Here is a 26047-nt window from a genome sequence, read left to right as displayed (position 1 = left end):
AATCAGTCCCCCCGCGGCCCGATATGGTGCTCCATGACCTCCGAGAAAAAATCCCCCTCCGCCGGACGCCCCGGCAAAGCCGATTTCTCCATCGATGATTTCATCAAGGAAATCGAAAAGGCTGAGGACGCCCAGGCTTCAAAGCCCCTTTACGCCGAGCGCATGCGCAACAAGCGCGCGCTGGATCGCGCAGACCAGAAGGCTGCCGCCGAATCCCAGGAAACCGAGCGCCTCGCCGGCAAGGGCAAGGACAACGCCAAAACCAACGCCCGCAAGGCCAGCGATGCGAAAGGCAAACGCAGCGCCGCCACAGGCATGTCGCTCAAGGCCCCAAAATCCAAAGCCAACTCCGTCGAGCGCCCCACCAATCTCGATGGCTTCGCCGAAGCCCCCCAGGCCGGCTTTCACACGCCATCGGATGTGACCAACTCCTCGGCCGGCGTATCGGCCACCGTCGCCGCGCTCGAAAAAATCATCGCCGAGGGCCGCAAGGAGGTCGAGGGCACCAATGCGTGGAAGCCCCACCGCCCCGCCGCGCTGAAAAAGGACAAGGGCGGCATCCCCTTCCGCCTCCAGACCGACTACACCCCCGCCGGCGACCAGCCCACCGCCATTGCCGAACTGCTCGAAGGCGCCAACAACGGCGAAACCGATCAGGTCCTGCTCGGCGTCACCGGCTCGGGCAAGACTTTTACCGCCGCCCAGGTCATCGCCCAGACCGGCCGCCCGGCCCTCATCCTCGCCCCCAACAAGACCCTGGCCGCCCAGCTCTATGGGGAGTTCAAGAACTTCTTCCCCGACAACGCGGTCGAATACTTCGTTTCCTACTACGACTACTATCAGCCCGAAGCCTACGTTCCGCGCACCGATACCTATATCGAAAAGGAATCCACCATCAACGAGCAGATCGACCGGATGCGCCACTCGGCCACCCGCGCGATCCTCGAACGCGACGACGTCATCATCGTCGCCTCGGTCTCCTGCATCTACGGCATCGGCTCGGTTGAAGACTACACCACAATGACCATCTGGCTCGAAAAGGGCCAGAAGATCGACCAGCGCGCCCTATTGAACGAACTCGTCGCCCTGCAATACAAGCGCGGCGACATCGGCTTCGTGCGCGGCACGTTCCGGGTGCGCGGCGACACCATCGAAGTGTTCCCCGCCCACTATGACGACGCCGCCTGGCGCATCACTCTGTTCGGCAACGAGATCGAATCCATTTCCGAATTCGATCCCCTGACCGGCAAGAAATCGGCCGAACTGACCGCCGTGCGCGTCTTCGCCAATTCCCACCACGTCACCACCCGCACCACGATGAATGCGGCCATCAAGGAGATCAAGCGCGAGCTCAACGCCCGCCTGCAGGAGCTCAACGGCATGGGCCGGTTCCTTGAGGCCCAGCGCCTCGAACAGCGCACCCTGTTCGATCTCGAAATGATGGAGGCCACCGGCTCCTGCGCGGGGATCGAGAACTATTCGCGCTATTTCTCGGGCCGCAAGCCCGGCGAGCCGCCCCCGACGCTCTTTGAATACCTCCCCGACAACGCCCTGGTCTTCGTCGACGAATCCCATGTCACCATCGGCCAGCTCGGCGCCATGTATCGCGGCGATCTGCGCCGCAAGGCAACGCTGGCCGAATACGGCTTCCGCCTTCCGAGCTGCATGGACAACCGCCCCCTGCGGTTCGAGGAATGGAACGCCATGCGCCCGCAGACGGTCTATGTCTCGGCCACCCCCGGCGCCTGGGAGCTCGACCAGACCGGCGGCGTGTTTGCCGAACAGGTCATCCGCCCCACCGGCCTGATCGATCCGGTCGTCGAAATCCGCCCCGCCACCACTCAGGTCGATGACGTTGTCGATGAAATCCGCTTAACCACCGAAAAGGGCTACCGCACCCTGCTCACCGTCCTCACCAAGAAGATGGCCGAGGATCTGACCGAATATCTGCACGAGCAGGGCATTCGCGTGCGCTACATGCATTCGGACATCGACACCATCGAGCGCATCGAGATCATCCGCGATCTGCGCCTGGGCAATTTCGACGTGCTGGTTGGCATCAACCTGTTGCGCGAAGGCCTCGACATCCCCGAATGCGGCCTCGTCGCCATTCTCGATGCCGACAAGGAAGGCTTTTTGCGCTCGGAAACCTCACTGATCCAGACCATCGGCCGCGCCGCGCGCAACGTCGACGGCAAGGTGATCCTCTACGCCGACCGCGAAACCGGCTCCATGGAACGGGCTCTGGCCGAAACCAACCGCCGCCGCGAAAAACAGCTCGCCTACAACGAAGAACACGGCATCACCCCGCAATCGGTCAAGGCCCGCATCAACGATATCGTGGATTCCGTCTACGAACGCGACCACGTCTCGGTGAAAATCCGCCCGGGCAAAGACGGCAAAGACACCGTCCCCGTCGGCGCCAACCTCGCCGCAATCATCAAAGACCTCGAACACCAGATGCGCGAAGCCGCAACGAATCTGGAATTCGAAAAGGCGGCAAAACTGCGCGACGAAATCAAGAAGCTGCGGGATATGGAAATGGATACGCTGGAGGGGCCGGGGGGCTAACGCTCCGCTTGCTCTGCTCCAGCCCCGCTGGGGGCTGGACCCGATCCGGAACTCAGCAGCATACAACTCTCCCTTCGCCAGCGGATAGGACCATAGAACTACGCTTAACCGTCCAAGATGCCGAATGATTTGAACAGCTGCGATAGGCTGACGGCACCATCGAAACAGCATGATTTCTTAGCATTCACCAAGGCGGCCACAGCGCTGGCTGTGTTGAGTTGGAGATGTGTTTGGGATTGGCAGCGGGCCGCCGGGTAGGGCTCCAAAAGACGAAATCAAAGGCTTCTTGAGCATAAACTGGAGGGCCTTGGGAGGTCAGGGCGTCCTTCAAAATACGGCCCTATTTCAATGACGTTGCACCCAAGCATCGAACTCTCGCTGCAATATATCGACGCGCCGACGATGCGACCAGCCGTCATTAATGCTCCGCGAGGCAGCTTGATAGTCGTCAAGTTCGTTCTGTGAAAAACTAGAACCCTCCGCTCTTAGCGCTACAGCAAATTGTTCTAGGAATTCACGCACAAGATGAAGTTCACCTACATCAGTATTTCTTATGAACCAATAGTATACGGGAAGCGGCCCTTGAGAGCCCAGAAGAGGATCGCGAATACCAAAAACCTGAACCATTTTTTGCAAGACGTTCATCACGTTTTCGAACGCACTCTCCGCATGGAGATGGTTTTCTCGAAATTCATCCACCATCCGATCAAGACTAACCTTTTTTGTATCAATAACATCTCCGTGCAATTCGAATAGAAGTATTTTTGCAGCCGCGTTTAGATTTTGACCGCGTTTCGTTTGATATTTTACACAGCTAGAGAAAAAGTCGTGACTTACTATTTTACAAACGTATTTCGGGATGGGCCCGATCATAGCGTTTCGTTTCTCGGCACCTGTTAACGTCGACCCTTTGTTTAGTCGAACAAATAGTTCATTAATTTTATCCAGCTCATCCGTCACCACATGCATAATGGGCATGGGATACTCTTCGAGCACAGCAGCGACCCAGTCGTACCTGCGAACAAGATCTTTGTAGTACAACCCCCCAATATTTATGCCATCAGATCTTTGATAAATGAAATTTCTGTTCAGTGTAAACTCATTCGATATAAAACCAAATATTGCCTCAATTCTTTGCTTTCCATCAATAACGGAAAACTGAAGACTTTCCTCATTTAGATCTGTTCTAATTGTTGTAAAATCAGCCAAATACAACTTAGGAACATCATATTCGTTAAGAATACTGTCGATGAGAAATTGCTTATCCTCTAATGACCAAATGTTTCCCGCTCGCTGGTATTCAGGCTCCATATCGATGCGGTGACGGAGGCTATACCAATATCGGGCAGATCGAAAATTTCGCGCTTGTACCTCAAACATATCAGTATCCGTACTTTGCTTTGATCTCGACGGCCAAACCTTCCAAGTCTGGATAAACACTTGAATGCGTCACCCCGTACTGCTGAAGGTCGTAAAACATCTTGGGAGCAGATGCAGAATCGATATCAATTCTCATTAGAGGTACATCGCCAGCCCATCCCTTGTGATCGTTGCAATATTGCTCCAACGTCTTCTTCTGTTGCCCAAAAATAATGAATTTGCCTCTTTGGGCGCTTATCCGCGCATTGTTAATCACGCCTTCTATAGCGAGAGGCTCCGAGCGTTTGCTACCACCCGAATTGGTTGGGTGATATTGGTCTACGATCGGATCATCAGTAGGATAAATGGTATCTGCACCACTGATGTCTGATAACATGCCAGCGTTCCATCGAGCAGGATCTAGCACCCAAAGTGCCGGGCCTTTTGCGCCTTTGCTGTTTTGAAATGTACTCAGCGCGAAGAAGAGCCCGATCAGCGGACTGGAGGTCCAGTCCAATAACCGTGTAGGCAGGCGGTAGTGCTACATTAGGAAAAGTTGATCCCAAATGTCAGTCCTGAGCAGGGTATCGTACATAGGCGAGCGAAAATGAAACTCCTTATAGAGCCGTCCTTCCCGCGAAATGACGACGGGCATTTCTTCCTTCGTGCGATGGAGGCCGGGTGAGAGCTTAAAGTTCTGCGAACTTAGCCCACGATACCATATTTCTCTGTCCGCCCTTTTTTGCCGGATCTCTTCTATGTGTTCGAAAACCTCCAGAAGCTTGGACGCTTTAACAGTTTCAATCTGCTTCATACCGCTAGACACCCCCAAAGTAACACCACTTTGCCAAAGTCGGACGACTTAGCAAGTATAACGATGCCAAACGTCAGGGTTTTCCACCCATCCCCTAACCTAGCGCGCCCAAATATCATTCAATTGCACGCCGCTTCATCACGGGGTGAGTGACCGGAAGCACGAGTATTGTGGCTGGGCTCGAAAGCCAACCCGACATGACTTGGAAGGTTTCGGCACGCACATGGGATTCACCGAACCGCAGATTCTTTGCGGATCCCGCCCCACTTATCCCCGCCGCTCCCACCGCCCCTATCCTCTCCTGTCACCCTCCGCCCCGCCGGAGCCAGACCTGACACGGAGACCGGCCCATGCCCCGCCACAAGAAACCCACCCCCACCCCTTCTGAATCCCGCCAAGACACCCACGCCGCCTATGCCGCGCTGATGGCGCGGCTCACCGCCTTTCAGGCCGAAATCTCCGCGCAGGCCAAATCGCGCGCCACCGCCGAGATGCCCGAGCCCGTCCTGAGCATGGCCGTCGATCTCATGGCGCAGATGGCGCGCCTGATGGCCCGCGCCATCGAGACGCGCGGCCTGCCGGTGCTGCCTGCCAGCGAGCCCACCAGTTTTTCGCAAGCCACCATCGCCTTCGCCCAGGCCCATCACGCCTTCATGGCGTTCGGCAGGCGCAAGGGGTTCGACAGGCCCGTGGCCGATGCGGAGGCCAAGGCACAGCATGAAAGGAACGTCGAGGATCTCGTGCGGATGATGAATGGCCGCATCCTGCGTGGCATTCGCGACGGCTATCTCTGCCCCGTGCCCGATGACGACCCGGACCGCGAGACCGAACGCCGGGCCATTTCCGACGCTCACACGGCGCTGGTAGCCCGCATGGAGGCCTATCTGGGCCACGGCATCGACATCGGCGACGATTGGTAAGGCCGGGCGGCGGCCGAAAACTAATCCCCGCCCTCTCCGCCTCGCCTAATCTTGGCTCACGACCGCACCAGGGCGAAGATGCATACGAGCTTCCGGTGAGGGCGGGATTGGAAAAAGGGGGAGCATGCGACCGTGCCCATGTCGCATCGGCCTCCGGGCATTTCGATCCCAACCGACAGGTCGGTCCGGGTTCCTCGCGGGTCGCTGCGGGGAAGGCCCAAAGCGGACGGATGGCCAGGCGAGGATGGGAGTCCACGTCATACCGGGGCAACCCGGAGGGGCACCGTGGATAACGCCAGCGATGGTGTTATCCCGACAAACCCCAGCCCGAGACGCCGCCATAAGCCAAAAACCCCGGTCATGAACGGCGAAGCTGGCTTCGCTTGACTACAAAAAATCGGATGAAGCTTGCTTCGCCGTTCATCGCCCACCCTTGTCCCCCGAGGCCTTCCGGCCGTCGGCCGCTTCCACGCGCGCTAACGACTACCCCCCACCGTCATCCTCGGGCTTGACCCGGGGATCCGCTTGGTGGGGAAGCCGCTGAAGGCGTTTTCGACGACGGCATTGCGGGTTTCACTCCTTCCGTCAGCGTGGCGGCGTTGCAGATCCCCGGGTCAAGCCCGAGGATGACGCGCGGGAGCAAGAGCAAACCATCGGGCAACTTTTTCAGCGCGCACGCCGTTCTCCCCGAACACAAAAAGGAGTTTGCTCATGTCCCACCACACCGAACAGGCCGATCAGCTTTCCCCCGCCCAGACCGAAGACAGGATCTGGAAGCTCGCCGACGACATAAGGGTGTGCATGCTCACCACCTGGAGCGGCTCCGAGCAGCATTCCCGCCCGCTCTCCGCGCATGTCGACCGCGACGCGCACGCGCTCTATTTCCTCGTCGATGAGGCCGGCCACAAGAACGAGGAGATCGAAAAATACCCCGAAGTCTCCTGCGCCTTCGTCGACAAGGGCGCCAATGATTACGTGGTGATCGCCGGCGAGGCCGAACTCTCCAACGACCGCGCAAAGATCGCCGAAATCTTTTCCAACTTCGCAAAAGCCTGGTGGGACGATGAAAACGACCCCGCCATCCGCCTCCTCACCGTCACCCCCTCGCGCGGCGAACTCTGGGACGGCCCCGGCAGCGCCGTCGCCAAGGCCAAACTGGCTTTCGCCGCTGCGACCGGCGGCGATATCGACATGGGCGAGACGGGGAAAACCCGAATGTAATGGACGAGGCGCAGCCGAGGACCCCGGCCAATTTTTTGGCCGCCCCGTCGGAGGCGCAACGAAGGGCATAGGTCCGGATTTAGGACCGTCATGCCCGGAGTGGGGCGCGCCGTGAGACATGTAAAACTCAACCTAAACATTACATTCAGTTAAGGTTCAGCTTGAATGGGCTTTATTGAGGGCCAAGGCAGACGGAAAACCTGCCGGCAACACTCGATGGGAGAAGCGTTATGGCTCTCGGAAAAACAGCAATAAGGGGCGGCCTTGCCGCTCTCATGGTCGCGATGATGACCGCAGGCGCGTTTGCCTGGGAAGCCTACGCGACAAACGCCCTCAACGTGCGCTCGGGTCCGGGCACCAATTATGGTGTGGTGACCACCCTCCAGCGCAATCAGGTCGTCGATGTGCAGTACTGCCGCTCGGGCTGGTGCTTTCTCGATACGGGCCGCTACGGCCGCACCGGCTGGGCGTCGCAGAACTATCTGCGCGAAGTCGGCAACTGGACGCCGCCCCGGCCCAACCCGCCCAGCTGGCAGCCCCCGCGCCCCACACCGCCGAGCTGGCACCCCAATCCGCCGCGCCCGCCGTTCTGGGGCAACAATCCGCCCCGCCCGCCGCACTGGAACAATCCGCGGCCTCCGCACTGGAACCCGGGCCCGCCCCCGCGTCCCCGGCCCGACAGCCAGGTGTGCTTTAACGGCCCCAACGGCTATTTCTGCATCGGCAATTGATCGGCTCCAAACCGTGACAGATGGCCGGCGTGTTCACCGCTCCGGCCATCTTGCTTTTTCCCCGCGCCGGAACGATATGCTAGCTTCACTGTCAGTCGTATAGCGGACCCATCCGATGAAATCCTACGTCAAGCTTGCATCCGGTTTCATGCTCTCGGGCATTGGCGCCGTCGCTCTCGAACGCGCCATCGCCAGCGGCATGGCCAGCGGCAATATCCATCTCCCCGCCGGCTCCGGACCGTTTGTATCCGTTTTGGCTCTGGCGCCCCTGGCTCTCATCGCCGCCGGCGTTCTGGTCTATGTCGGTGGTGCGGTTCTGGGGCTGAAATAGGAGCGTTGCCGGAAAAGGTGAGGACCGGCTTTTCGGTTCGGCAACGCGACAAACAGGATTTTCAGTTTGTTCGAAGCCGCTCGGCATCCAGCCCGCGCGCGGCCAGCCGCGATCTGAGGCTGCGGCGCATGAATACGGTCACCCCGTAGAGCGCCGCCCCGCCCACTGCCAGCGCCAGAGTGAACGCCTGCATCCCGCCCGCTTCGATGCCGAACCCGAGCGCCACGAAAAACACCGCCATCCCGCCGATCGTCGCCACATAAAAGCGTCTGTCGCTCTCGGCCCGCACCTCGCGCCCCGCGCTCAAAACGGTCTCCCGCCGCTCGATATCGCTCATCGCCGAAAGCGGCTCGGGCACCCCCTCGCGCTCGAGGCTGGCCAGATAGGCCTCGGCCCGCTCGCCGATCCTTTTTTCGACCCGCTGCGTATTCCACTTCGCCAGCATCAGATTGCCAACAATGGTAATCGCCGCCAGTCCCAGCGCCGCATAGAGCACGATAATCAAGCCGCCTGCCTCCGTGATTGATGTTGCCCCTCCAACATGGCCATCACCGATCCTTCCCGCAAGCTCTCCCCGCACGATCATCTCATGCTAATCTCGTTCACTCTGGGGTCAGGAACGATCCGGTATCGTGACAGGTCATTCTAGGAGCCGGTCCATGAGACTATCCCGCTGGGGCATCGCCTTCATGCAACTTGGAGCTCTGCTCCTGGCCATCGGCCTTTTGCCGCTGGTCGTCATGGCAACGCTGTTCCCTGGCGCGCCCGCCCTCGTTGCGGTCCTGCTCAGCCTGTCCGTCGCCCCGCTTGGCGGCCTATGCGTTGTCGCCGGCCTCATAATGTGGGGGATCGGCAGGTTCCGCCGATAGAACGCCAGTTGCGTTTCCATTACGTTCTCCCTATCTCAGAAGCATGAATTCCGAAAAAATCGATCCCGAATCGGATGGCAACCGACCGAGGAGCAAATCATGAGAGGCACCGCCCTCATCACCGGCGCCGCCGACAGAATTGGCGCGGCTATTGCGACCCGCCTGGCCGCCGAGGACTATGCGGTCGTCATTCATTACCGCTCGTCCGGCGAAAAGGCCCAGGACCTGGCCGATGCCATCGCGGCCGATGGCGGTCGCGCCGAAATCGTGCGTGCCGACCTCGCAAAGCGCCAGGACCGCATGGGCCTGATTGCCAAAGCTGCCGAGCCGTTCGGTCCTTTGACCGTCCTGGTCAACAATGCTTCGGTCTTCGAGCCCGACAGCGCCGACACTGTCCATGAGGATTTGTGGGATCTGCACATGGCCGTCCATGCCGAAGCGCCGGTCTTCCTCGCCCGCGATTTCGCCGCCCAGCTGCCCGACGACGAAAAGGGCAATATCGTCAATCTCATCGACGAGCGCGTCCTCTCGCTGTCACCCGACTATTTTTCCTACACGCTCTCGAAATCCCTGCTGTGGACCGCCACCCGCACCCTCGCCCAATCCCTGGCGCCCCGCATCCGCGTCAACGCCATCGGCCCCGGCCCCACCCTCGCCAATGCCCGCCAGTCCGAAAGCGAATTTGAAGCCTCCCGTCAGCGCTTGCCGCTGCAGACCGGCGCCGATCCCGACGAGATTGCCGACGGCGTCTTCTCGATCCTCAACCTGCCCTCGATGACTGGTCAGATGATCGCGCTCGATGGTGGCGAGCATCTCGAATGGAGCGCGCGCAACGCGCCGACCCCCCGCAAGCAATGACAGACGAAACCCTCCCCGGCCCCGATATCATCAAGCGCTTCGTCAAAACCCTGCCCACCGGCGCGGGCGTTTATCGCATGATCGATGAGAAGGGCGACGTCATCTATGTGGGCAAGGCCCGCAATCTCAAATCACGCGTCACCAATTACACGAGCTATGAAGGCAATTCGGTCCGCATCAACCGCATGATCGCCTCGACCCGGTCGATGGAGTTCGTGCGAACCGAGACCGAAGCGGCAGCCCTCTTGCTCGAAGCGAACATGATAAAGCGCCTGCGCCCGCGCTTTAACGTGCTGCTGCGCGACGACAAGACGTTTCCCTACATCCTGATCGCAACCGAACACGAGGCCCCCGAACTCACAAAGCACCGCGGCTCGCGCCGCCGCAAGGGCGACTATTTCGGGCCGTTCGCTTCCGCCGTCGCCGTCAGCCGGACCATCACCGCGCTGCAAAAGGCGTTCCTCTTGCGCAATTGCTCGGACAGCTTTTACGCCGCGCGCACCCGCCCGTGCCTCCAACACCAGATCAAGCGCTGCGCTGCGCCCTGCACCGGCGTCATTTCGATCCCGGACTACAATGAACTTGTCGCCGAGGCCCGCGCCTTCCTCTCGGGCAAGACCAAGGCGGTGCAGGATCATCTGCAAAAGGAAATGAACGGCGCCGCCGAAGCGCTCGATTTCGAACGCGCCGCCATGCTGCGCGATCGCCTTGGTGCGCTGGCACTCATTCAGGGCTCTACCGGGACCGGCGCCCAATCGATCCCCGAGGCCGACGTCTTCGCCATCCACAACGAGGCGGGCAATTTCTGTGTGCAGGTGTTCTTTTACCGCGCGCACCAGAACTGGGGCAATTACGCCTTCTATCCGCGCGCCGACGATGACAGCACGAACGCCGAAGTGCTCGAAGCCTTTATCGCCCAGTTCTATGAGAACCGCACGCCGCCTCGGCTCGTCCTGCTCTCGGAGGATTTGGCCGAACCCGACTTGCTGCGCGAGGCCCTGTCCTCCCGCACCGACCGCGTCGTCCGGATCGAAACGCCGCGCCGCGGCGAAAAACGCACGCTTGTCGACAACGCACTGACCAATGCACGCGAGGCGCTGGGCCGCCACCTTTCGGATTCGGCCAGCCAGCGCAAGCTGCTCGAAGCCATGGCCGAAACCTTCGGTCTCGATGAAACCCCGCGCCGCATCGAAATCTACGACAACTCCCATATCCAGGGCACCAACGCCGTGGGCGGCATGGTCGTTGCGGGTATGGAAGGGCTATCGAAAAAGCACTACCGCACCTTCAACATCAAATCGAAAGACCTCACCCCCGGCGACGATTTCGGCATGATGCGCGAGGTGCTCACGCGCCGGTTCACCCGGCTGGCCAATGAAAGCGACCCCCAAGCCGAAGACGATTCCACCGAGATGCCAGACTGGCCCGACGTCCTCCTGATCGACGGCGGTGCCGGCCAGACCAATGCCGTCAAGGCGGTCTTGGCCGAAATGAACCTGCCGCGCGATGTGACCGTCATCGGTATCGCCAAAGGCGAGGAACGCAATGCGGGCCGTGAGACTTTCTACATGGAAGGCAAGGAGCCCTTCATGCTGCCGGCTCGCGATCCCGTTCTCTATTACGTCCAGCGCCTGCGCGACGAAGCCCACCGCTTCGCCATCGGAACGCACCGCGCCCGGCGCAAAAAGGAGATGGTCAAGAACCCCCTCGACGAGATCGGCGGCATCGGTCCCACACGCAAGCGTGCGCTGCTCCAGCATTTCGGCTCGGCCAAGGCGGTCTCGCGCGCCTCGGTCGCCGATATCGCCGCCCTGCCCGGCATCTCGACCGCCATGGCTCAACTGATCTACGATCACTTCAACCAAAGATGACCAGGGGCCAAGGACACACGATGACCGAAACCAGATTCGACATGGCCCGTCTGCCAAACCTTTTGACCTACGGCCGCATCTTCGCGATCCCGGTCATCATGCTGTTTCTTCTCGCCGACAATTCGCCCCTGCGCTGGCTGGCGCTGCTGCTTTACATCGCTGCCGCGGTCACCGACTTTTTCGATGGATACCTTGCGCGCAGATACGGTTCGGTCTCCCCGATCGGCCGCATGCTAGACCCCATCGCCGACAAACTGCTGGTTGGCGCCCTGCTGCTGGTCTTCTGCTTTGATGGAAGTTTTGGCGTCTGGGACCTGATCCCGGCCACGATCATCCTGCTGCGCGAAATCTTCGTGTCCGGCCTGCGTGAATTCATGGGCACCGAAAAGATCACTGTGCCGGTCTCAAAGCTCGCCAAATACAAAACGACGGTTCAACTCGTTGCGCTCGGCATCGTCATCGCCGAGCCGCTTATCCCCGGCACGCGGGAGTTGAGCGATATTCTCCTCTGGCTCGCCGCAATTCTCACCGCCATCACCGGCTGGCAATATTGGTCGGGGGTTTCGGCACACATGGCGCGCAACGAGGACGATCCGATATGAAAATTCTCTATTTCGCCTGGTTGCGCGAACGCCTCGGACGGGACAGCGATGACGTGACCCCACCCGATTCCGTCGCAACGATAGCCGACCTCATCGAATGGATGACCCGTCACGACGAAGGCTTTGCTTTGGCCGCGGCAAACCGCAAGCTCATCCGGGCCGCCATCGACGACGAACTCGTCGACCACGAAACACCGCTGGGAGACGCCAAGACCGTAGCGCTTTTCCCGCCCATGACGGGTGGTTGAGATGGGCGTCAGCCTGCAAGCCGATCCGTTCGATCCCGGAACGCTCTTCAATGCCTTTCTCAAGGCAAACGAGGGTGCCGGGGCTGCTGTCACCTTTACCGGCCTGGTGCGCTCCACTCGCGAAGACCCGATCTCTTCGATGACTCTCGAGCACTACCCGGCTCTTGCACGGCGCCAACTCGAGCAATTGCGCACAAACGCAATCGAGCGCTTCGCTCTCCTCGATGCCGAAATCATCCACCGTTTCGGCAAGCTCTATCCCGGCGAGCCGATAGTTCAGGTGATGACCCTCGCCCCGCGCCGGCAAGCCGCTTTCGACGCCGCCAACTTCATCATGGATATTTTGAAGACCACCGCCCCTTTCTGGAAAAAGGAAGAGGGACCGGACGGAGCCCGCTGGGTCGAGGCAAAGGACAGCGACGACAAGGCCACCGCCCGGTGGTCATGAAAAAAGCCGGAGATTTCTCCCCGGCTCCCAAATCTCTGCGATAGTGCAGCTTTTTATTCCGCAGCCGCCTGCTTGGGCTGCACTTCGCTCATATAGGCTTCAACCAGCGTCCGGCAGGCATCGGCCGGGGTGAATTTGTACTCGCCCACTTCAGAAACCGGCGTCACTTCGGCGGCCGTGCCGGTCAGGAAGCACTCGTCGAACTCTGCAAGCTCTTCGGGCTTGATGTGCCGTTCGGTGACCGTATAGCCATTGGCCTTGGCCAGCCCGATCAGCGTGCGGCGCGTGATGCCATCGAGGAAACAGTCCGGCAGCGGCGTGGTGATGTCCTTGCCTTTGACAAAGAAAACGTTCGCGCCCGTCGCTTCGGCCACATAGCCGCGATAGTCGAGCATCAATGCGTCGGCATAGCCCTTGTCCATGGCTGTGTGCTTGGAAAGCGTGCAGATCATATAAAGACCCGCGGCCTTTGCCTTGCATGGAATGGTTTCGGGCGAGGGCCGCTTCCAGTCGGCCCAGCAAAGGCGAATGCCTTTCAGGCGCTCTTCTGTGGAAAAATAGCTCGGCCACACCCAGGCGGCGATTGCCAGGTGCACCTTGTTGTCGCGTGCAGGCACCGAAAGGGTTTCGGACCCGCGCCAGGCGACCGGGCGCATATAGGCATCGACAAGATTGTTCTTGGCCAGCACCTGACGGCAAGCTTCGTCGATCTCGTCGGCCGAATAGGGAATTGTGAAATCGAGCGTCTTGCCCGAAAAGATCAGCCGCTCGGTATGCTCACGCAGCTTGAACACCTCTCCGCCATAAGCGCGCTGCCCCTCAAAGACGCTGCTGGCATAGTGAAGACCGTGAGTCAGCACATGGAGCTTGGCATCCTTCCAGGGAACCATCTCTCCATTGTACCAGATCCAACCGTCTCGCTGATCCATTGGCACGGTGGCCATCTTTATCTCCCGATTATACGTTTGTTGGCTTTGGGCCGTTCGGCCACGATCTGTGCCCCATATTGCAGTATTCTCTCACCACTTGGCAAACCAAAGCGGCTCTGTGATAACTCATTAGAAGGCAAAGATATTGGTAGGACGATGCCAGCGCATTCGATAAATGTCAATAAGGCTGACATAAATTCAGCCATCTACGATTTTCCCGAGATGCCCATCGATATCATGGGCCTGTTCTTCTTTGCCTACCGGGACTTCGTTCGCGATGCGGATGCCTTGCTCGAAATGCAGGGGTTCGGCCGGGCCCACCACCGTGTCATCTATTTCGTCAATCTGCGTCCGGGCATGACGGTGGCCGATCTGCTCGATATCCTGCGGATCACCAAGCAGAGCCTGGCGCGCGTCCTGCGCCAATTGATCGACAGCGGATATGTTGCCCAGCGACATGGCGAGACCGACCGCCGCCAGCGCCTGCTGTTTCCCACCGAGAAGGGCCGCGACTTTTTCGAGGTTCTGAGCGCCACTCAGGCCCGCCGCATCGAGGCTGCTTTTGCTGCCCTGCCCGAGGACACCCGTGACTGCGTCCGACACTTTTTTGCCGAAATGACCGAGCGGGGCGACCACCAATTATTGCGCACCCTGCGCCTCATCGAACCGATGTCATAGGACGCCCCTTAAATTGGATATCATCAGCACGGTCTTTCTGGCCCTCGTTCAGGGCATCACCGAGTTCTTGCCCATCAGTTCCTCGGCCCATCTGATTCTGGGCCGCTGGCTGCTCGGCCTTCTGGGCGTCGCCTCAACAACCATGACGCCCGCTGAGGAACTTGCGCTCGATATCGCGCTTCACGTCGGCTCGCTTGGCGCGGTCATCGTCTATTTCTGGCGTGACGTCATCATGCTGTTCATGGGACTGGTCGATGGCATTACGGGCAGGATGGGTCCGCGCTTTCGCACTCTGCTCGTCGTGATCGCCGCCTCGCTTCCCATAGTGGTCATTGCCTTTCTCGCCAAGGACCTGGTCACCGAGGCCGGCCGCAACATAACGATCATCGCCTGGACCACGATTATCTTCGGCGTTCTGCTCTGGCTGGCCGACCGGCGCCCCGAACAAAACGGCACGCTCGAAACCCTCTCGCTTCGCGATGCAATGGTTGTCGGCATCGCCCAGTGCATCGCCATCATTCCTGGCGTCTCGCGCTCTGGAATCTGCATGACGGCTGGACGCTTCGTGGGCATGGACCGGCCGCTTTCGGCCCGCCTTGCCATGCTGCTTTCGATCCCCACAATCCTGGGCGCCGGCGTGCTGGCTGGCTACGATCTCTATCAGGCCGGCAATGCGCAGGTGACGTCCGACGCGCTGTTTGGCGGCGTCCTTGCCTTCTTTGCCGCATTGGCCAGCATCGCGCTGTTGATGAAATGGCTGCAGCGCCAGTCCTACACGCCCTTCGTGATCTACCGCGTCGTGCTAGGCCTGCTCCTTCTGGGCCTGATCTATGCGGGCATCGCGTAAATCCTCGACCTCGGGCGGCACGGCAAGACCCGCGCCGCCGTCATTGTCGACCTGGTCGAGATCGTGAACCCACTCGCGCCACATCGAGACAAAAAGCGCCATCAAAACCGGGCCGATGAACAGGCCGACAAAACCCATCGTCTTGACCCCGCCGATCAGCCCGAAAAACGTCGGCAGGAACGGCAGCTTGATCGGCCCCCCGACCAGCTTGGGCCGCAGCGTTTTGTCGACGATAAACAGCTCGACCGAACCCCAGACAAACAGCGCGATGCCCGGGACGATCGATCCGCTGGCCATCAGATAGATCGAGACCAGCGTGAACGAGAGCGGCGCGCCACCCGGAATCATGGCTGCCACGCCCGTGACCACACCCAACAGCACAGGTGACGGCGCACCCGCCAAGGCATAGGCGATCCCCAGAACGATGCCTTCACCGATCGCGATGATGGTCATGCCCGTTACCGTCGAACTGATCGTCGCCGGCACCACCCGCGACAGCCGCTGCCAGCGCGTGGGCAGAATGCGCTCGCCGAACCGGTCGAGCTGCTCGGCCAGGTTGGCGCCATCGCGATAAACGAACAACAGCGCGATCAGCATGAACAGCAGGTTCAGCGCCAGATCGAGAAAACTTCCCCCCGCGGCGAGCACCGTCTGGTAAATGTTGTAGGCGTTAGCACCCCCGATATAGGCGACATACTGGCTTAACGCCCCGGGCCGCCCAACATAGAGATCCCATTGTTCAGTAGCCCATTCGGAAACGAACGGCAGCGTTGCGAACCAGTCCGGTGCGGCGGCTCCATTTGCGTTGGTCGCGACACCCCATCGAATAAGTTGCTGAGCTTCATTGGTCGCGTAGCTCAACGCCATCAGAATGGGGATCAGGATAAACAGCACGATCACGGCGATCATCAGGCTCGCCGCCAGCGTGCGATTTCCGCCCACCGTGCCCAGAACGCGCCGATAGACCGGCCAGCTCGCAAAGCCGATGATCAAGGCGGCAAGAACGGGAACGAGAAAGCCGTGAAAGAAATAAACACACGCCAGCAGGATCAGGATGATCAGCCAGCGGGCCACCGCCATGGGCGGCACCAGCGCCGAGCGCTTCGATCCAAGCAGACGGGGTTCGCGTTCGGTGGGAATAAGGTCCGGCTTGGTCAATTGCTAATTCCGGTCTGAGGAGGCTCACCTATATGGCAAAGCCACGCACCAAGACAAGCGAGCCCTTCTCATGCCGATTACATCAGCTTGCGTCCGTTGGGCACCGGCTTGTCGATCGCGGCGAGCACGATGGCGCCACTTTCATCCTCGAAACCAAGCGTGAGCACTTCAGATTTCAGCGGCCCGATCTGGCGCGGCGGGAAGTTTACGACCGCCATAACCTGACGACCGATCAGTTGCTCGGGCGTATAATGAACGGTGATCTGGGCCGAGGATTTCTTGATCCCCAACTCCGGTCCGAAATCGATGAGCATTATGATCGCCGGCTTGCGTGCCTCCGGGAACGGCCGCGCCTCGACGATCGTCCCGGTGCGGATATCGACCTTGAGAAAGTCGTCAAACGAAATGGCTTCGCTCATTGCCCCAATTCTTCACTTCGCTTGCGGGCTGCGCTGATCGCCCGTTTCATCAAGGCGCCAAGCCCATCGGGTGCCATCAACACATCGAGCGCTGCCTGCGTCGTTCCGTTGGGAGAGGTGACGTTCTTGCGCAATTGCGCGGCCGTGCTGTCATCGGCTTCCAGCAATGCAGCAGCCCCGATCACTGTTTGGCGCGCCAGGACCATGGCCTGTTCCGGGCTCAGCCCCTCGCCTTCACCGGCCGCCGCCATGGCTTCGACGAGATGGAACACATAGGCCGGCCCGGATCCGGAAACCGCAGTAACCACATCGATCAGTGTCTCGTTTTCAACCCAGACCACGCCACCCGCTGCCGCCAAAAGCGCCTCGGTCAATTGTCGGTCTTCGGACGTAACCGCATCGCCGGCAAAAGCGCCCGAAATGCCCTTGCCGATCTGGGCAGGCGTATTGGGCATTGTCCGCACCACGCGGTCGGTGCCCAGACCTGCAACAATCTTGTCCGAAGAAATTCCGGCAGCGATCGACACCACAAGCGTTTCGGTCCCAACCAACGGCCTTGCCACGCCCAGCACGCCATCCATGATCTGGGGTTTGACGGCCAGCACCACGACACGCGGCGTCTCGTCGGGAAGATCGGTGCGCAGCACGGCGCCGTGCTTGCTGGCAAATGCCGAAACGCTGTCATGGGGCTGCGGGTCGACCAGCGTTAGCGCCGGACCGGGCAGGCCGCCCCGCATCCAGCCTGCCGCCATCGCCATACCCATCTTGCCGGCGCCGATCAGCAGCACCGAGCCGGCAGTCGAAAGGCTCATGCTTGCCCCACGGTTTCAAACATCACTTCCGCCAGGGCATCGGAGGCAGATTTTCCGGCCCAGACCACGAACTGAAACGCCTGATAATAGAGATCGCAACTCTCGGTCGCCGAGCGCAACAGCGCTTCGCATTGCTGCGGCGAGACCTCCGCGCCGCCCGAAAGCAGGTGCGAGTTCCGGAACAGAACCACGCCTTCCTTGCTCCAGATGTCGAAATGACCGATCCAAAGCTGCTCGTTGATCAGCGAGATGAGCTGTTTGATTTCACCACGGCGCGCCTCGGGCACCTTCAGATCGAACGCACAGGCCAGATGGAGCGATTCCATCTCCTCCATCCAGTTGAACGACACGTGATAGTCGCTCCAGCCCCCTTTGACCGAAATGGAGATTTCGTCAGCGTCCTGCCGCTCGAACGACCAGTCGCTGATCGCGGCAATGTGCTCGATAATATCGACCGGGTGAATGGTCCGATCCAGTTCCAATTCGAGGAGTGACATGGCTGGCTCCGCACGCTTATGCGTTGGGTTCGAAGATGCAGCGGCCGACAGGATGCCGGACGCCTTACGCGGCACAACCGAACCGGCTCGGCCGGGGACAGGATGTACGAATCGTCATTTGTCTCGACTGTACACTGCACCTCCGGCAGGGACCCAGAAACGCGGGCCCAAAACCGAAATTCTCTTGTGGATGATCGGAGCGATATGGTTAACGGGTTCTTAACAAACCCTTCAAACCACAGGGTTTTACACCACTGTCACAAAGCGCTCTAGCGCGTGCGCCCTTCGGCGAGATCGCGGGCCCAGGTTTCATTGCCCCATGCCCGCGCCATGGCAGACGCCGCCATGTTGTCATAAGCCACCTGCCGCAGATTGACGTGCCATTTTCCCGCCGAGAGCTCGACAATGGCATAGGCGGCCGCCGGCGAAAGCCGCGCCGCTGACACAGGATCGTTCATGTTGAACGAGGGCCGCCCCACGCTGCCAGGATTGAAAACGATCCGCCCGTCGTCCAGCGTCACCACCCGCGCAATATGGGTATGGCCACAACAATAGACCGGATAATCGCCATGGGGCAGTTCAGCCTCTACCTCTTCGAGCGAGGAAACACGGAAGCCGTGCTTTTTGACCTTGCGGTCGAGCCAATAGGTCTCGTCCGATCGCGGCGCTCCATGGCTCATAAAGATTGCATCGGCATAAATGGCCGTCTCGGGCAGTTGCTTGAGCCAATTCATCGGCTCACCCTCGATAGCGTCGATGATCTTCAGATCATCCTCATCGAGCAAATCCGCATCGCCTTGTGCGAGGTAGCGATCGGTATTGCCGCGGATCGCCACCATATCGAGTTCAGCCATGACCGAGGCGGTCTTTTTGGGCCACAGGGGTCCGGCGAAATGATCGCCGAGATTGAGGATCTTCTCCACGTCGTGCCGCGCGATGTCGGCCAGCACCGCTTCAAGCGCCAGCACATTGGCGTGGACGTCGGAAATGACCGCGACCCGCATGATACTTAGGTGGTCTTCTTGCGGCGTTTGAATGCTTCGAGTTCGCGGCGCAGGGCTTCGATTTCCTCGCCCTGGATGCTCACCAGTTCGCGCAATGCGTCATAGTCCTCGCGCTTGACGAGGTTGAGATCGTTGACGACCCGCTCCATCTGGCCCCGGATGGCTGTCTCCGCCTCGCGGCGCGCACCATCGGCAACCGAGGCGGCATCGTTCATCAACCGCCCCAGATCGTCGAAAAACTTTTGTCCTTGCGACATCGCTCACTTCCTCTTGTTTGGCCGTCCGGCCCACTGCCAACTATGTAGGGGCTCGAGGACCGCTTGACCAGAGCCGGTCCGGGCGGCATGGTCCCGCAAAATCGCAATCAGCTTCGAGGCCCCACGTGCCCTTCCCCATGATCGATCCGGTCGCCTTTGCCATCGGACCCATCGTCATCCGCTGGTATGCACTGGCCTACCTGGCCGGCATTTTCCTCGGCGTAGGATACGGCATGCTCCTGCTCAGGCGCAAATCGCTCTGGGTCAATGGCACTCCACCCATGACCCCCGACGAATTGTTCGACTTCACCTTCTGGATCGTCATCGGCATCATCGTCGGCGGACGGCTGGGCTACGTTCTGTTCTACGATCCTTTGGTCTTTGCCGCAAACCCCGGCCAGATCATTGCCCTCTGGGACGGCGGCATGAGCTTTCATGGCGGCATGCTGGGCCTGATGGTTGCCATGATCGTGTATCTCAGCCGCAAGAAGGCCAACATCCTGTCAGGCCTGGACCTGCTCGCCTGCTGCGCCACCATCGGCCTGTTTCTCGGCCGGGTTGCCAATTTCATCAACGCCGAACTCTACGGCTCTGTCACCACAATGCCCTGGGGCGTGATCTTCCCCGGCGGCGGCGACCTGCCGCGCCACCCCAGCCAGCTCTATGAAGGCCTGCTCGAAGGCGTCCTCCTGTTCCTCGTCATCCGCTATTTCACGCACGTCAAACTGGTGCTGCGTCGCCCCGGCACCGCAGCAGGAATCTTCGGCGTCGGCTATGCGCTTTCGCGTATCTTCGTCGAATTCTTCCGCCTGCCCGACAGCCATATCGGCTATCTCGCCTTCGGCTGGCTGACCATGGGCATGGTTCTTTCGCTGCCTATCTTGATTACGGGCATTGCATTGATTGTCTGGAGTCAAAAGCGTCGTCATGGCTGAGCCGGGCCCCTCCCTGGGCGATCTGATCGACATGCAGATCCGCCAGCAAGGACCGATGTCGCTGGCGAGCTATATGGGCCTGTGCCTGACCCATCCCACACGCGGCTATTACCGCAAGGCCGACCCGCTCGGCACCGGCGGCGACTTCATCACCGCCCCCGAAATCAGCCAGACCTTTGGCGAAATGATCGGAGCGTGGATCGCCGATCTCTATCTCCAGATGGGCAGTCCGGAAAAATTCACGCTTCTCGAGCTCGGGCCCGGACGCGGAACGCTTCTTGCCGACGCCCTCCGCGTCGCAACCCGTGCCACCGGCCTCGCCGAGGCTCTCGACCTCAAACTCTACGAAACCAATCCGGTCCTCGCCGCCATGCAGCGCGAAAGGCTTTCGGCCCATTCGCCCGACTGGATCGAGGACGTCGAAACCCTTGGCGCCTCTCCGCTCATCATCATCGCCAACGAATTCTTCGACGCGCTCCCGGTCCGCCAATTCGTCAGACGCGAGGGCAAATGGTATGAACGCAGCGTCGGACTTGCCGATGGCCAGCGCGTCTTCGGTCTGTCGCCCACGCCTTATCAGGAAGCTCTGATCGGGGAGGCTTTCGCATCGGCGGAAGATGGCGAGGTCGCCGAAATCGGGCTGGCGGGGCAACAGTTCATGGGCCAGCTCTGCCGCCTTCTCGGCCCGCGTGGCGGTGCGTTGCTCACCATCGATTATGGCTACGCGCACACCCAACCCGGCGAAACCCTGCAGGCTCTTGCCCGCCATGCTCCCGTCGATCCCCTCGCTCAACCCGGCGCGGCCGATCTCACAACGCATGTGGATTTCGAAGCTCTGGGGCGCGCTGGGCGCATGGCTGGGTTGACGGTCCACCCCATTGTGACCCAGGGCAGTTTTCTTACATCATTGGGGCTGGCCGAGCGTCATTTAGCACTCGCCACGGCAAACCCGCAAAAGGCCGCCTCCCTCGCATCGGCCTTCGACCGGCTCACACGGGCCGATCAGATGGGTGAGTTGTTCAAGGTTCTGTGCGCTGCCAGCCCGGGACTGCGCCCAGCGGGGTTCCCCGCGTAGAGAAAGCCTGCCTCACAATGCATCCGCCCATCGAAAAAAGCCCAGCAATCACCGAAGCGCCTGCTGTCCGTCACGGATTTTTCGGACGGCGCGGCGGCGTGTCTGAAGGCGAGTTCGCCTCGCTCAACGCCTCGCGCTCGGTTGGTGACGACGCGGCCAATGTCGTCGACAATGTTCATCGCGCCGTCATGGCCCTCAAGGGCGGCCCCATTGAAGTCGCTCTCGCCAAACAGGTTCATGGCACCCACGTCCATGTCGTCGACAATGGCTTCAGGGTTGGAGATCGTCTCGAAGCGGACGCCATGGTCACCACCCGGTCGGGCATCGCGCTGGGCATTCTGACTGCCGATTGCGCGCCCATTCTGCTTGCCGATCCCCAGGCAGGGATAATCGGCGCGGCCCATGCCGGCTGGAAAGGTGCCGTCGGCGGCATATTGGCCAATACCGTCGCCGCCATGGAACAGTTGGGGGCTTCGCGCGCCAACATCATCGCCGCCATCGGCCCGGCCATATCGGCCCCAAATTATGAGATCGGCGAGGAGATGGCCGACGAGATTCGTGCCCAGTTCCCCGACGCTGCCGATTTCATCATCACCGAGGGCTGGCCCCGGCCCCATTTCGACGTGCCCGGCCTCGTGCTCTCGCAGGCAAAATCGCTGGGCATCGGCACAGTCGAATCGGTCGGAAGCTGTACCTACGCCCATCCCGATCTCTACTTCTCCCACCGCTACGCGACCCACAACAACACACGCGCGGGCCGCCAGATTGCGCTCATTGCGAGGGGGTGACACCCTGTGCAGACGGGCAACACCGTTAACCGCCCTTCACCTTCATTCAAAAGTCATATTGAGTTTGCGGCCTTCGGGGTCTAAACGTCCGCCCCACAAGCTCGGGGCATTGGCGGCCTCTGGCGATCAGGGCACATATAGAGGCTGACCATGAAGCTGGTGACGGGCAACTCAAACCTCACCGTGGCCAAGGCCGTTTCCGACTATCTCGAAATTCCACTGACCGACGCGTCGGTCAAGAAATTCGCCGACAAGGAAATTTTCGTGGAGATCCACGAAAACGTGCGCGGCGAGGATGTGTTCATCCTCCAGTCCACGTCCTTTCCGGCCAATGACAATCTCATGGAATTGCTGATCCTGATCGACGCGATGCGCCGCTCCTCGGCCCGTCGCATCACGGCGGTCCTGCCCTATTACGGCTACGCGCGTCAGGACCGCAAATCGGCCCCCCGCACGCCGATTTCGGCAAAGCTTGTGGCCAACCTCATAACCCATGCCGGCGCCAACCGCATTTTGACCCTGGATCTGCACGCACCGCAAATCCAGGGTTTTTTCGATATCCCGACCGATAATCTTTACGCCGCTCCGGTCCTCACCCGTGACATCGCCGAAAACTACGACACCTCCAAGGTGATGATCGTCTCCCCCGACGTCGGTGGCGTATTGCGGGCCCGCAACGTCGCCAACCGCATCGGCGCGCAACTGGCCATCGTCGACAAGCGCCGCCCGCGCGCCGGCGTATCCGAAGTGATGAACATCATCGGCGACGTCGAGGACCAGTCCTGCATTCTGATCGACGATATCGTCGATTCCGGCGGCACGCTGGTCAACGCGGCCGAGGCGCTGCTCAATGCCGGCGCCAGGGAAGTTTCGGCCTATATCACCCACGGCGTCCTCTCGGGCGACGCACCCGAGCGCATTGCTAAATCCCGGCTCAAGGAACTGGTCACCACCGATTCCATCGATATGACCGAGGCCGTCGCCAAGGTCGGCAAGATCCGCCACATTTCGATCGCAACCCTGATCGGCGAGGCAATAGCCCGCACAGCGTCCGAACAGTCGGTTTCGAGCCTGTTCGACTGAACGCCGCACGCAGCCAGCGTTAACAACACCTTAACACCAGGGCCCGGAATCATCCCGGCTGCCGCCCGATCGGCGAATCTCTCACGCTGCCATTGTTCGAATGGAAGCGAGGGGATTTTGACCGATGACCACGACTCAGCCACAAGCGCTGCCTGTACGCGGAACCTTGCACTGGCTCCGGCATTTTCCTTTTCTGCGGAAGATCCGGTGGGGCGAGCCAGCCATGACCGCGTACGCTGCGTATGTGGAAGTATCAGTGAAAAAGACCCCTCCCCGCCACCCTCTGGTGGCCCCGCGCTCAAGCGCCGAGACCGAGCTGTTGGCTCTTCTCGATGAAATTCCCGGTTGGCCCGACGCAATGCTCGTGCACATGCACAAGCGCTTCGGCACCAGCCGCCTGTTCCGTGTCCATCACGATCCCGATGGACCGTTGACCGAACGCGCCATGACACTGCGCGCCGCGGCGCTCGATGAAATGAGCCGGCGCGGGCTCGAAGCACTGACGGAAGACGAAGACTAGCGCTATCGGGCCTCTTGCCCAATTTTTCCGCCTCCTGTATAGACCCGCTCCATGAAGCGCTCGTCACCCCTGGAGGACGGGCGCGCGTTTCGTTCGGAGCGTTTCCAGAAAAAGTGGACACCACTTTTTCGGTTCGGAAACGTGACAAGGAAAAATCCGGAGAAACGCACCCAACCAATGGATGATTTCCATGAGCGTCGAGCTGAAGGCTTCGGTGCGGGACCGGGTGGGCAAGGGGGCCGCTCGTGAACTGCGTCGTCAAGGTCTGGTTCCTGCCGTTATTTACGGCGATAAGAAAGCCCCTCTTTCCATCGCGATTTCCTACAAGGATACGTTCCGCAAGATTCATGACGGCGGGTTTCTCTCGCACGTCATCGAGATCGATGTGGACGGCAAAAAGCACCGCGTGATCCCCAAGGATTACCAGCTTGAGCCCGTGCGCGACTTCCTCGTGCATGTGGACTTTCTCCGCGTGGGCAAGAATTCGACCCTTACCGTCGAAGTTCCCGTCCACTTCGAGAACGAAGAAAAGTCCCCCGGCCTCAAGAAGGGCGGCGTGCTCAACGTCGTGCGGCACACTGTCGAAGTGTCCGTTCCGGCCGATTCGATCCCCGAATACCTCGTGGTCGATCTGTCCAAGGCCGAAGTCGGCGACTCGCTGCACATCTCGGCCGTGGACCTGCCCGAGGGTGTCGTCCCGACCATCACCGACCGCGACTTCACCATCGCCACCATCGCTGCTCCGTCTGCCCTGCGCTCGTCCGAAGGCGCTGAAGACGCGGACGCCGATGAAGGCGACGAAGGCGAAAAAGACGAAGACTAAAACCTTCGGGCCGGCGGCTCGGAGCGCTTCCAGGAAAAGTGGCATCCACTTTTCCGGTTCGGAAGCGTGACCAGCAAAAAGCCGCCGGCCCCGCTTTTCCCGGAGAGATGCGATGCACCTGATCGTAGGGCTCGGCAATCCCGGCGCCGAATATGCTGCCCACCGGCACAATATCGGCTTTCTGGCCGTCGACGAGATCGCCCGCCAGCACAGTTTCCCACCCTTTCGCCAGAAATTTTCCGCCCTCGTGTCCGAAGGCGTGATCGATGGCGAAAAAATCATGCTGATCAAGCCCCAGACCTTCATGAACCGCTCGGGCGATTCCGTCGCCCAGGCTGCCCAGTTCTATAAGCTCGCTCCTGCCGATATTTCCGTCATCCACGACGAACTCGACCTCGCCCCCGGCAAGGTGCGCGTCAAGACGGGCGGCGGCAATGGCGGGCATAATGGATTGCGCTCCATCGAAAGCCATCTGGGCAAGGATTTCGTGCGTATCCGTCTGGGCATCGGCCATCCGGGCCATAAGGACCGCGTGCATTCCCATGTGCTCTCGAACTTCCACAAGGCCGAAAACGAATGGCTGGAACCGCTGCTCGACGCGCTTGCTAAAAATGCCGCTTTGATTGCCAAAGGTGACGCGGCAGCGCTGATGAACAAGCTTGCGCTCGCCCTTCCTTCAGCATCGAAGTCCGAAGCGGATAAGTCCGCACCCAAAGCGCAAAGCCATGTCCGGCAGGCCCGCCCATCCACTCCCCAGACCAAGCTCCCCGAATCCGGTCCCATGGCCGACATGCTCAAAAAGCTGTTCGGGAAGAAGGACTGAGGCCGCGACGGTTAGGGTTTCACTCCCGCTCAAGCCCCTGACACAGATGTGTGCGGCAGAGTGAATTGGAGACCGGTCGACGGATCGGCGCCAGCGCCCCTCCTCGCTCCTCTGCCCCACCGCTCCCCCGGATTCCCGCTCCATTGCCCCCGCTATTTCCTCCCCTCGCTTCCCCGGCGAAAGCCGGGGTCCATGTGTCTCTCCTCTCGCACCGGAGTATGGGCAAGGCTGCTGGGTCCCGGATCAAGTCCAATATAGCAGTGGGGCTTGGGCCGCCTTCTCGGCTCCATCACCACCATTCACCCCACCCCATCGTCATCCTCGGGCTCGACCCGGGGATCTGCTGCGTCGGGCAGCCGGTGAAGGGGTTGAGGAGCCGTGAGACGCGAGGGGGCGCCACTTCTGCGCTGCACAACAGCAGCGTTGCGGATCCCCGGGTCAAGCCCGAGGATGACGCGGGGGAGGATGAGATGCTGGAGAGCAAGCCCTTACCCGCCCAGCCGTAAAAAACTTTATCCCCGCCCCATCATCCTCGTGCCATTCTCCTCCCACGGCC

Annotated in this window: 30 protein-coding genes and 1 pseudogene; 20 read left to right on the top strand and 11 right to left on the bottom strand. The window is 60.4% G+C overall.

All coding sequences use genetic code 11. From position 1 onward, the window contains the following. Window positions 1-33: 33 nt before the first annotated feature. Window positions 34-2571, top strand: coding sequence for an excinuclease ABC subunit UvrB (gene uvrB, locus AACZ55_RS04345; RefSeq protein ID WP_339643494.1), 2538 nt, complete (start codon window positions 34-36; stop codon window positions 2569-2571). Between the two features lie 345 nt (window positions 2572-2916). On the opposite strand, the gene AACZ55_RS04340 is transcribed toward uvrB, so the two are convergent. The 3 genes and pseudogenes from AACZ55_RS04340 to AACZ55_RS04330 all read right to left on the bottom strand — a co-directional run. Next, window positions 2917-3951: a DUF262 domain-containing protein gene (locus AACZ55_RS04340; RefSeq protein WP_339643491.1), complete on the bottom strand. Its 1035-nt coding sequence runs from the start codon at window positions 3949-3951 to the stop codon at window positions 2917-2919. Window position 3952: 1 nt separating this feature from the next. After that, window positions 3953-4327, bottom strand: a complete 375-nt coding sequence (locus AACZ55_RS04335; RefSeq protein ID WP_339643488.1) for a hypothetical protein — start codon at window positions 4325-4327, stop codon at window positions 3953-3955. A 72-nt stretch (window positions 4328-4399) separates the two neighbouring features. Beyond that, window positions 4400-4462: pseudogene (locus AACZ55_RS04330) on the bottom strand (FRG domain-containing protein); the annotation flags it as partial. A 632-nt stretch (window positions 4463-5094) separates the two neighbouring features. On the opposite strand from AACZ55_RS04330, the gene AACZ55_RS04325 reads away from it, so the two are divergent. The 4 genes from AACZ55_RS04325 to AACZ55_RS04310 all read left to right on the top strand — a co-directional run bounded on the left by AACZ55_RS04325 (window position 5095) and on the right by AACZ55_RS04310 (window position 7947). Further along, window positions 5095-5664, top strand: a complete 570-nt coding sequence (locus AACZ55_RS04325) for a hypothetical protein (protein ID WP_339643485.1) — start codon at window positions 5095-5097, stop codon at window positions 5662-5664. 711 nt (window positions 5665-6375) lie between these two features. After that, the gene (locus AACZ55_RS04320) at window positions 6376-6885 is read left to right on the top strand and encodes a pyridoxamine 5'-phosphate oxidase family protein (protein WP_339643482.1); all 510 of its coding nucleotides are present in this window, start codon (window positions 6376-6378) and stop codon (window positions 6883-6885) included. A 230-nt stretch (window positions 6886-7115) separates the two neighbouring features. Next, complete coding sequence (locus AACZ55_RS04315) at window positions 7116-7616, top strand: SH3 domain-containing protein (protein WP_339643479.1); 501 nt, start codon at window positions 7116-7118, stop codon at window positions 7614-7616. Window positions 7617-7731: 115 nt separating this feature from the next. Continuing rightward, window positions 7732-7947, top strand: coding sequence for a hypothetical protein (locus tag AACZ55_RS04310; protein WP_338609741.1), 216 nt, complete (start codon window positions 7732-7734; stop codon window positions 7945-7947). 61 nt (window positions 7948-8008) lie between these two features. Here AACZ55_RS04310 and AACZ55_RS04305 read toward each other — a convergent pair whose 3' ends face one another. Then, the gene (locus tag AACZ55_RS04305; protein ID WP_339643475.1) at window positions 8009-8452 is read right to left on the bottom strand and encodes a hypothetical protein; all 444 of its coding nucleotides are present in this window, start codon (window positions 8450-8452) and stop codon (window positions 8009-8011) included. A 154-nt stretch (window positions 8453-8606) separates the two neighbouring features. Here AACZ55_RS04305 and AACZ55_RS04300 point away from each other — a divergent pair, with 154 nt between their 5' ends. The 6 genes from AACZ55_RS04300 to AACZ55_RS04275 all read left to right on the top strand — a co-directional run bounded on the left by AACZ55_RS04300 (window position 8607) and on the right by AACZ55_RS04275 (window position 12843). Beyond that, on the top strand, window positions 8607-8816 hold the full coding sequence (locus tag AACZ55_RS04300) for a hypothetical protein (protein ID WP_338609739.1): 210 nt from the start codon (window positions 8607-8609) through the stop codon (window positions 8814-8816). Between the two features lie 99 nt (window positions 8817-8915). Continuing rightward, a complete protein-coding gene (locus tag AACZ55_RS04295; protein ID WP_338609738.1) occupies window positions 8916-9674 on the top strand; it encodes an SDR family oxidoreductase in 759 nt (252 codons plus the stop codon). Next, window positions 9635-11545, top strand: coding sequence for an excinuclease ABC subunit UvrC (gene uvrC, locus AACZ55_RS04290; RefSeq protein ID WP_338609737.1), 1911 nt, complete (start codon window positions 9635-9637; stop codon window positions 11543-11545). Before AACZ55_RS04295 ends, uvrC begins: the two co-directional genes overlap by 40 nt. A gap of 20 nt (window positions 11546-11565) precedes the next feature. Continuing rightward, window positions 11566-12147: a CDP-diacylglycerol--glycerol-3-phosphate 3-phosphatidyltransferase gene (gene pgsA / locus AACZ55_RS04285; protein WP_338609736.1), complete on the top strand. Its 582-nt coding sequence runs from the start codon at window positions 11566-11568 to the stop codon at window positions 12145-12147. Further along, window positions 12144-12395 carry a molybdopterin converting factor subunit 1 gene (gene moaD / locus AACZ55_RS04280; protein ID WP_338609735.1) on the top strand — a complete coding sequence of 84 codons (252 nt, stop codon included), beginning with the start codon at window positions 12144-12146 and terminating at the stop codon, window positions 12393-12395. The genes pgsA and moaD overlap by 4 nt, the downstream gene beginning before the upstream one ends. A gap of 1 nt (window position 12396) precedes the next feature. Continuing rightward, window positions 12397-12843: a molybdenum cofactor biosynthesis protein MoaE gene (locus AACZ55_RS04275; RefSeq protein ID WP_339643470.1), complete on the top strand. Its 447-nt coding sequence runs from the start codon at window positions 12397-12399 to the stop codon at window positions 12841-12843. A 53-nt stretch (window positions 12844-12896) separates the two neighbouring features. Here AACZ55_RS04275 and AACZ55_RS04270 read toward each other — a convergent pair whose 3' ends face one another. Next, complete coding sequence (locus AACZ55_RS04270) at window positions 12897-13787, bottom strand: branched-chain amino acid aminotransferase (RefSeq protein ID WP_339643468.1); 891 nt, start codon at window positions 13785-13787, stop codon at window positions 12897-12899. A 207-nt stretch (window positions 13788-13994) separates the two neighbouring features. Here AACZ55_RS04270 and AACZ55_RS04265 point away from each other — a divergent pair, with 207 nt between their 5' ends. Then, a complete protein-coding gene (locus AACZ55_RS04265) occupies window positions 13995-14450 on the top strand; it encodes a MarR family transcriptional regulator (protein WP_338610645.1) in 456 nt (151 codons plus the stop codon). Between the two features lie 13 nt (window positions 14451-14463). Continuing rightward, window positions 14464-15297, top strand: a complete 834-nt coding sequence (locus tag AACZ55_RS04260) for an undecaprenyl-diphosphate phosphatase (protein ID WP_338609732.1) — start codon at window positions 14464-14466, stop codon at window positions 15295-15297. Here the strand turns inward: AACZ55_RS04260 and AACZ55_RS04255 are convergent. The 6 genes from AACZ55_RS04255 to AACZ55_RS04230 form a co-directional block, all read right to left on the bottom strand. Continuing rightward, the gene (locus tag AACZ55_RS04255) at window positions 15253-16377 is read right to left on the bottom strand and encodes an AI-2E family transporter (RefSeq protein ID WP_339643530.1); all 1125 of its coding nucleotides are present in this window, start codon (window positions 16375-16377) and stop codon (window positions 15253-15255) included. The genes AACZ55_RS04260 and AACZ55_RS04255 overlap by 45 nt on opposite strands. Before the next feature lie 155 nt (window positions 16378-16532). Further along, a complete protein-coding gene (locus tag AACZ55_RS04250; protein ID WP_339643465.1) occupies window positions 16533-16874 on the bottom strand; it encodes a tRNA-binding protein in 342 nt (113 codons plus the stop codon). Beyond that, window positions 16871-17686 carry a pyrroline-5-carboxylate reductase gene (gene proC / locus AACZ55_RS04245; protein WP_339643462.1) on the bottom strand — a complete coding sequence of 272 codons (816 nt, stop codon included), beginning with the start codon at window positions 17684-17686 and terminating at the stop codon, window positions 16871-16873. The genes AACZ55_RS04250 and proC overlap by 4 nt, the downstream gene beginning before the upstream one ends. Then, window positions 17683-18183 (bottom strand): YbjN domain-containing protein, encoded by a 501-nt coding sequence (locus tag AACZ55_RS04240; protein ID WP_338609729.1) that lies wholly within the window; start codon window positions 18181-18183, stop codon window positions 17683-17685. The genes proC and AACZ55_RS04240 overlap by 4 nt, the downstream gene beginning before the upstream one ends. A 269-nt stretch (window positions 18184-18452) precedes the next feature. Next, complete coding sequence (locus AACZ55_RS04235; protein WP_339643458.1) at window positions 18453-19187, bottom strand: metallophosphoesterase family protein; 735 nt, start codon at window positions 19185-19187, stop codon at window positions 18453-18455. 5 nt (window positions 19188-19192) lie between these two features. Next, window positions 19193-19444: an accessory factor UbiK family protein gene (locus AACZ55_RS04230; RefSeq protein ID WP_014131331.1), complete on the bottom strand. Its 252-nt coding sequence runs from the start codon at window positions 19442-19444 to the stop codon at window positions 19193-19195. Window positions 19445-19581: 137 nt separating this feature from the next. On the opposite strand from AACZ55_RS04230, the gene lgt reads away from it, so the two are divergent. The 7 genes from lgt to pth all read left to right on the top strand — a co-directional run bounded on the left by lgt (window position 19582) and on the right by pth (window position 25491). Continuing rightward, window positions 19582-20379, top strand: coding sequence for a prolipoprotein diacylglyceryl transferase (lgt, locus tag AACZ55_RS04225; protein WP_339643455.1), 798 nt, complete (start codon window positions 19582-19584; stop codon window positions 20377-20379). Beyond that, window positions 20372-21454 carry an SAM-dependent methyltransferase gene (locus AACZ55_RS04220; RefSeq protein ID WP_339643452.1) on the top strand — a complete coding sequence of 361 codons (1083 nt, stop codon included), beginning with the start codon at window positions 20372-20374 and terminating at the stop codon, window positions 21452-21454. The genes lgt and AACZ55_RS04220 overlap by 8 nt, the downstream gene beginning before the upstream one ends. A 17-nt stretch (window positions 21455-21471) precedes the next feature. Beyond that, the gene (gene pgeF / locus AACZ55_RS04215) at window positions 21472-22242 is read left to right on the top strand and encodes a peptidoglycan editing factor PgeF (RefSeq protein ID WP_339643449.1); all 771 of its coding nucleotides are present in this window, start codon (window positions 21472-21474) and stop codon (window positions 22240-22242) included. Window positions 22243-22392: 150 nt separating this feature from the next. Next, entirely contained in the window at window positions 22393-23325 is a 933-nt protein-coding gene (locus AACZ55_RS04210) for a ribose-phosphate pyrophosphokinase (RefSeq protein ID WP_339643446.1), read from the top strand. A 256-nt stretch (window positions 23326-23581) separates the two neighbouring features. After that, on the top strand, window positions 23582-23845 hold the full coding sequence (locus tag AACZ55_RS04205; RefSeq protein WP_339643444.1) for a hypothetical protein: 264 nt from the start codon (window positions 23582-23584) through the stop codon (window positions 23843-23845). Window positions 23846-24026: 181 nt separating this feature from the next. Continuing rightward, window positions 24027-24668: a 50S ribosomal protein L25/general stress protein Ctc gene (locus AACZ55_RS04200; RefSeq protein ID WP_339643441.1), complete on the top strand. Its 642-nt coding sequence runs from the start codon at window positions 24027-24029 to the stop codon at window positions 24666-24668. A 112-nt stretch (window positions 24669-24780) separates the two neighbouring features. Further along, window positions 24781-25491, top strand: a complete 711-nt coding sequence (pth, locus tag AACZ55_RS04195; protein ID WP_339643438.1) for an aminoacyl-tRNA hydrolase — start codon at window positions 24781-24783, stop codon at window positions 25489-25491. Window positions 25492-26047 lie beyond the last annotated feature (556 nt).

It is taken from the genome of uncultured Pelagibacterium sp. (assembly GCF_963972885.1).
Taxonomy (GTDB): Bacteria; Pseudomonadota; Alphaproteobacteria; order Rhizobiales; family Devosiaceae; genus Pelagibacterium; species Pelagibacterium nitratireducens.
This window is presented reverse-complemented; position numbering and strand designations above follow the sequence as displayed.